General features: G+C 38.0%; 1 pseudogene. It reads left to right on the forward strand.

From position 1 onward, the window contains the following. A pseudogene (locus tag HG1285_RS20010) lies at positions 1–1455 on the forward strand (excinuclease ABC subunit UvrA); the annotation flags it as partial.

Raw genomic sequence — 1455 nt, forward strand, 5'->3', positions numbered from 1 at the left:
CGGGGCAAGACAGCATAATCTTAAGAATATAGACCTTGAGATACCTAAAAATAAGCTGATTGTAATAACAGGACCATCAGGGTCAGGAAAATCATCTCTGGCTTTTGATACCATATACGCAGAAGGGCAAAGAAGATATGTTGAAAGTTTGTCTGCATATGCAAGACAATTCCTTGGTCTTATGGAAAAACCTGATGTTGACAGCATAGACGGACTATCCCCTGCAATAGCCATAGACCAGAAAACAACCTCAAAAAACCCCCGTTCAACTGTTGGAACAGTAACGGAGATTTATGATTATCTTAGACTTTTGTTTGCAAGGGTAGGAAAGCCCCACTGCCCTGAATGTAATAATCTTATTGCATCCCAGTCTCCAGAAGAGATAGCAGACCAAATTCTAAAATTTCCAGAAGGAACAAAACTGCAGATATTAGCCCCAATAATAAGAGGCAAAAAAGGAGAGTATAAGGATATCTTTGAAAAAATAAACAGGATGGGATATCCCCGTGTTAGAGTTGATGGGGAAATATATATGGTTGAAGATGTTCCAAAGCTTGAAAAAAACAAAAAGCACACAATAGAGGTAGTAGTTGACAGGATAGTCCTCAAAGAAGGCATAAGAACAAGACTCGTTGATAGCATAGAACAAGCTTTGAAGCTTGGGGATGGACTTGTCGTTATAAACAATCTGTCTGAAGGAAAGGATTATATTTTTAGTGAAAAATTTGCCTGTCCTGAGCATGGATTTTCTATTGCTGAGCTTTCTCCAAGGCTTTTTTCTTTTAACAGTCCTTATGGAGCCTGCCCGGAATGTAAAGGCTTAGGAGTTATTCACAAAATAGATGTTGATGCTCTCGTTGATTATAACAGGTCAGTAATAGAGGCTTTCAGGATAACAGACAGTTTTTATTTCAAATATATAAAAGGAATGATTTTTGATATTCTCTACTACCACGGGATAAACAAATACACAAAATTCAAAGACCTTCCAGAAGAGGTAAAAGAAGATCTTCTACTTGAGATAATTCCACATCTTGAAAGAAAATACCTTGAAATAGATAACGAAAAGCAGAGGGAAGAGCTTGAAAAATATATCAGAGAGGTTACCTGTCCAGTCTGCCACGGGGCAAGACTGAGGAGAGAAGCCCTTTATGTTCTTATAAACGGAAAATCTATCTGGGATGTTGTAAGAATGAATATACAGCAGGCTTACGATTTCTTCACAGAGTTTGAAAACTCTCCAATGTCCCAGAAAGACAGGATAATCGCAGAAAAAATCATAAAGGAAATCAAAGAAAGACTAAGCTTTTTACTAAACGTAGGGCTTGATTATCTAACCCTTGAGCGTTCAGCAACAACCCTTTCAGGAGGAGAAGCACAAAGAATAAGACTTGCAACCCAGATAGGTTCAAAACTAAGCGGTGTTTTGTATGTTCTTGATGAGCCATCTATGGA

Source organism: Hydrogenivirga sp. 128-5-R1-1 (genome assembly GCF_000171895.1).